Origin of the sequence: Brevibacterium picturae (genome assembly GCF_030453725.1) — a bacterium.
Classification (GTDB): Bacteria; Actinomycetota; Actinomycetes; order Actinomycetales; family Brevibacteriaceae; genus Brevibacterium; species Brevibacterium sandarakinum_A.
In genome coordinates this window covers 1-4,262 of the sequence record NZ_JAKDJU010000221.1, presented here as the reverse complement: position 1 = coordinate 4,262, position 4,262 = coordinate 1, and the positions used below count along the sequence as shown (strand labels likewise).

The following is a 4,262-nucleotide window of genomic DNA, read 5'->3' as shown; positions in this document are numbered from 1 at the left end:
CTGCTCGGCGGTCCGGAGGGCATTCACCTCGCGTCAGCGGGTGCGCAGTTCCGGCGCGGCCAGGCCTACATTTTTGCCGGCATCCTCGGTCTGACGACCTTCCTCGCCCTCGCACTGCAGGGGCCGTGCCTGAGCTCGGGCTACGAACAGCCGTCCGCCTCGGCGAGGATGTGCGCCGGGCCACTGTCGATGGCATTCCTCGGGAAGGTCAACCCTGAGGAGGCGCTGGGACGTTCCCAGGGTGGGATGGCGGGACTGTCCGCGATCGACGCCCGCTTCGTCCAACTGCTGAAGCTCGTCACCGACGATGTCTCCGTCTTCATGGCATTCGTCCTCATCATCAATGTGATCGCGTTCGCCGCGCTGGGCGTCGCACTGCTGGTCCTCGCCCGGCAGCGCGCCTGGCTGGTCGCGGCCTTCGCCTCGCCGGTCATGCTCTTCACCTTGGGCTCGACCCTGGACCCGGTGGCTTTGGCGCTGGGCGTCTGGGCCATGGTCATCTTCGTCGGATCATCGCCGGTGACGCCGCGTCCGTGGTTGGCCGGGGTCCTACTCGGGATAGCCGCCTTCATCAACCCGTTGGCCCTGCTGGTTCTACTCGCACTCAGCCTGACCGGGCCCCGCCCGGCAGGCAGACTGAGCCCCAGGGATCCGCGGATGATGCTCGCCGCCGCCACGATCACCTCGGCGCTCATCCTCGTCATCGACAGCAGCGCGATCGATCGCATCGTGCACTGGATGACGGACGCCGTCGACGGTGGATCGTTCGCCTCGATCCTGGTCATGGCTCGCCTCGGGACCGCCGAGGTGTGGGCGCCGGTGTGGATCATCGGCAGCGCGGGTGTCATTGCCGCAGTCGCGATCTCCCTGTACATGGTGCGCAGAACGGGCCTCGATCCGGCCGTTGCCGCCTGTCTGCTGATCGGCGGATGCCTGCTGCTGGCGCCCGGAATGATGCCCTGGGACAGCCTGTGGATTTTGCCGTTCCTCGCCCTCGCTGTCGGCCGCTGGTGGATCCTCATCACCTGGGCTCTGGCCGAGACGGCCTTTGCCATCGCCATCCACCTCGGCGATGTGGCCGCAGTCGAACCGGACAAGGGCCTCGAACCAGTCTTCATCGCACTCCTGACCCTCCTGCGGCTGCTCGCCTTGATCGCCGTCGTCATCTGCGCGGGCGAAAATCTGTATCGGCGACGGATCCGCGGACGCCTGGTCACGGTCGAACCACCTCGGCGAGTCGACGATGAGGAAGGCAGGGCCAGTGGCCAAGAGCACGGGAATCCGACATGACACCACAGGCGCGCTTCCACTAGACTGTGTAGGTCTGTTCCCATTTCACGACCATCGGGGGGACGGAGCGGACATGCATATACCCTCCTGCCATGGAACGACCATGGCCGCAAAGACCAGAGGAGGTGGGTGACACATGCGTCATTACGAGCTCATGCTCATTCTTGACAACGAAACCGAAGAGCGGACGTTGGCTGACACCGTGGACAAACTGATGAAGGTTGTCCCGGCTGAAAACGGAACCGTCGACAACGTGGACATCTGGGGACGCAGGCGCTTCGCGTACGACATCCAGAAGAAGTCCGAAGGCTTCTACGTCGTGGTTGATTTCCACGCAGAGCCTGCAACGACCAAGGAACTCGATCGCCAGCTCGGACTCAACGAGTCCGTCCTGCGCACCAAGATCCTCCGCCCAGACGCCAAGTAATAGCGTCAAGCACCTCGTTTCAAGGAGCAGTCAATGGCAGGCGAAACAGTCATCACGGTTGTCGGGAACCTGACAAGTGATCCCGAACTGCGCTTCACACCTAACGGTGCTGCGGTCGCAAACTTCACCGTGGCCTCGACGCCGCGTATGTTCGACCGTCAGACCAACGAGTTCAAGGACGGGGAAACCCTGTTCCTTCGCTGCTCGGTATGGCGTGAGATGGGCGAAAACGTAGCCGAATCCTTGCAGCGCGGTACACGGGTCGTCGTACAGGGCCGCCTCAAGTCGCGGACCTTCGAAACCAAAGAGGGCGAAAAGCGCACCGTCATGGAATTGGACGTCGACGAAGTCGGCCCCAGCCTGCGACGCGCCACCGCTCAGGTGACGAAGAACGAACGCAGCGGAGGCGGATTCTCCGGCGGCGGTAACTTCGGCGGACAGCAGCAGGGCGGGGCCCCCCAGCAGGGTGGCTTCGGTCAGCAGCAGTCCTCCGGCTGGGGCAACAACCCACAGCAGCCCAACCCACAACAGGGTGGCATGCAGCAGGGTGGTCAGCGCCAGGGCGGTTACGGCCAGGGGAACAACGCACCTGCGAACGACCCATGGGCATCATCGAGTCCACAGGGCGGCAACGGCGGCTGGGGCAACCCGGGCGCCGATGAACCACCGTTCTAAACACGTTCAAGACATTTCGTAAATCAGGAGATACTCATGGCCAAGCCAGAGATCCGGAAGCCTATCAAGAAGAAGGCTAATCCGCTCAAGAAGGGCGAAGCGGCGAAGATCCACTACAAGGACACCGCTACGCTCCGTAAGTTCATTTCCGACCGCGGCAAGATCCGTGCTCGTCGCGTCACCGGCGTGACCGTGCAGGAACAGCGCGTCATCGCAAAGGCCGTCAAGAACGCCCGCGAGATGGCACTTCTGCCCTACTCGAGCACTGCTCGCTGATCGGAGGGATAGAACATGTCTAATCGCAAAGTTATTCTGAACCAGGAAGTTGATGGTCTGGGAGCCGCCGGCGACATCGTCGAGGTTCGCGCCGGATACGCCCGTAACCTGCTCCTGCCCCGTGGCTGGGCATCCGCTTGGTCCGCCGGTGCTGAGAAGCACGTCCTTGCTCTGCGCAAGACTCGTCAGGCCAAGCAGATCGCCGATCACGATGAAGCAGTCAAGGTCAAGAGCCAGCTGGAAACCTCCAGCGCACGCATCGAACTCAAGTCCGGCAAGAACGGCCGCCTCTTCGGCGCCGTGACCCCGGCTCTTGTGGCCGAAGCGCTGCAGGCCGCAACCGGCCACGATTTCGATCGTCGCCAGGTTGCATTGGCCGGACACGTCAAGACCCCCGGCAGCTACACCGCTACCGTGCGCGTCAACGACGAGATCACCGCGAACGCCAAGTTCGAGGTCGTCGGCAAGGCCTGATGCTTCCGTAGCGAGCCTGGCGGGCCGGTGGTCAGCCAGACTCGCGACCGAAAGCATAGCTGAACGTCGAGGGGACACTGTATACAGGGTCCCCTCGACGTTTTCGTATGCTCTCGACCTCTTCGTGCCGCGCGGGCCAGAGCGCGTACAGGCAATCTGCGAGGCTGGCCGTGGGCGCACCCGGAGTGCTCTGCGATTTGGAGGGAGAAGAACGGTGATCCAAGGGCGTGGGATCGACTATCTGCTCCCTCGAAATCCGTGGCCCCGGGAGTAAGTGGTCCTGTTTTGAATGTGTTGGGGCTCAGTTCGTCTCTGTGGCCGGGTAGGTGACGCTTCTGTCCTCGGTGATGACGGCTCCGGCGCTCAGTTCGGCGGCAGTGACCTGGTTCTTGCCCATGATGTGCGTGACGCGAAAGTCGTGGGCGAGCAGGTGATCGGCGATGATGCGCCGGTGGCAGCGCCACCACACGGCCTCTGAACACATGAGCACACAGCGAGCTTTCGCGCTCCACCCGATCAGCTGGTCCAAGTCGCTACGGAACTCCTGGGTCAGGGCATGGTCGGCGTAATTGTGGAAGCTGCGATTCCTCCACCACCCGTTGACCTCGAAGTCGATCTCGTGGTTCACGGGCCGCCTGCCGGTCAGGCCCTCGAGTCGCTGGAGCTTGATGCCTGATTCGGCCAGATCATCGACGAGGGTATCGGCATTGAACTGAGGGTTCCTATTCGAGCCGGGCAGCTTGCGGACGTCCACGACCACCTCGGCGGAATTCTCGGTCAGGAGCTCGACGAACTCCTCGAGGGAATGGTTGGAGTGACCAAGGGTGAGGAAGTGCGCAGCACTCACTGGTCGTCGATTCGGTGGAGTGCAGATCCCTTGTGGGCGGCGATGTGATCGGTCTTGTCGCTCTTGATCTCGTACTGCGGCTCATCCTTCGACGCCCGACGATTGTGGCCCTTGTACTCGAAGTCCGAGGTGTGGACCTTCGTGATCGTGCCCGAGACCTCACCGGCCTCCGAGTTCCAGCCCACGTGATCGCCGACAGAAAGATTCTCCGCCATGTCATCCTCCTCGAATCGTCGAATGTACCTGCTCCCCATACAAACACGTTGAGGCGGC

The 4,262-nt window shown here is 62.7% G+C and carries 7 protein-coding genes; 5 read left to right on the top strand and 2 right to left on the bottom strand.

Annotated features, from left to right (window positions below):
* From L0G76_RS14500 to rplI, 5 genes are all read left to right on the top strand, one after another.
* On the top strand, window positions 1–1,290 hold a 1,290-nt coding region (locus tag L0G76_RS14500), incomplete at its 5' end, for a hypothetical protein (protein WP_304357865.1).
* 136 nt (window positions 1,291–1,426) lie between these two features.
* Window positions 1,427–1,717 carry a 30S ribosomal protein S6 gene (gene rpsF / locus L0G76_RS14495; RefSeq protein WP_114384810.1) on the top strand — a complete coding sequence of 97 codons (291 nt, stop codon included), beginning with the start codon at window positions 1,427–1,429 and terminating at the stop codon, window positions 1,715–1,717.
* A 33-nt stretch (window positions 1,718–1,750) separates the two neighbouring features.
* Window positions 1,751–2,392 carry a single-stranded DNA-binding protein gene (locus L0G76_RS14490; RefSeq protein WP_096177563.1) on the top strand — a complete coding sequence of 214 codons (642 nt, stop codon included), beginning with the start codon at window positions 1,751–1,753 and terminating at the stop codon, window positions 2,390–2,392.
* Window positions 2,393–2,428: 36 nt separating this feature from the next.
* Window positions 2,429–2,668, top strand: coding sequence for a 30S ribosomal protein S18 (rpsR, locus tag L0G76_RS14485; protein ID WP_009882767.1), 240 nt, complete (start codon window positions 2,429–2,431; stop codon window positions 2,666–2,668).
* A 15-nt stretch (window positions 2,669–2,683) separates the two neighbouring features.
* Entirely contained in the window at window positions 2,684–3,142 is a 459-nt protein-coding gene (gene rplI, locus L0G76_RS14480) for a 50S ribosomal protein L9 (protein WP_304357864.1), read from the top strand.
* A gap of 301 nt (window positions 3,143–3,443) precedes the next feature.
* Here rplI and L0G76_RS14475 read toward each other — a convergent pair whose 3' ends face one another.
* Window positions 3,444–3,989 carry a DUF488 domain-containing protein gene (locus L0G76_RS14475; protein ID WP_304357863.1) on the bottom strand — a complete coding sequence of 182 codons (546 nt, stop codon included), beginning with the start codon at window positions 3,987–3,989 and terminating at the stop codon, window positions 3,444–3,446.
* The gene (locus L0G76_RS14470) at window positions 3,986–4,204 is read right to left on the bottom strand and encodes a hypervirulence associated TUDOR domain-containing protein (protein ID WP_304357862.1); all 219 of its coding nucleotides are present in this window, start codon (window positions 4,202–4,204) and stop codon (window positions 3,986–3,988) included. Before L0G76_RS14470 ends, L0G76_RS14475 begins: the two co-directional genes overlap by 4 nt.
* Window positions 4,205–4,262 lie beyond the last annotated feature (58 nt).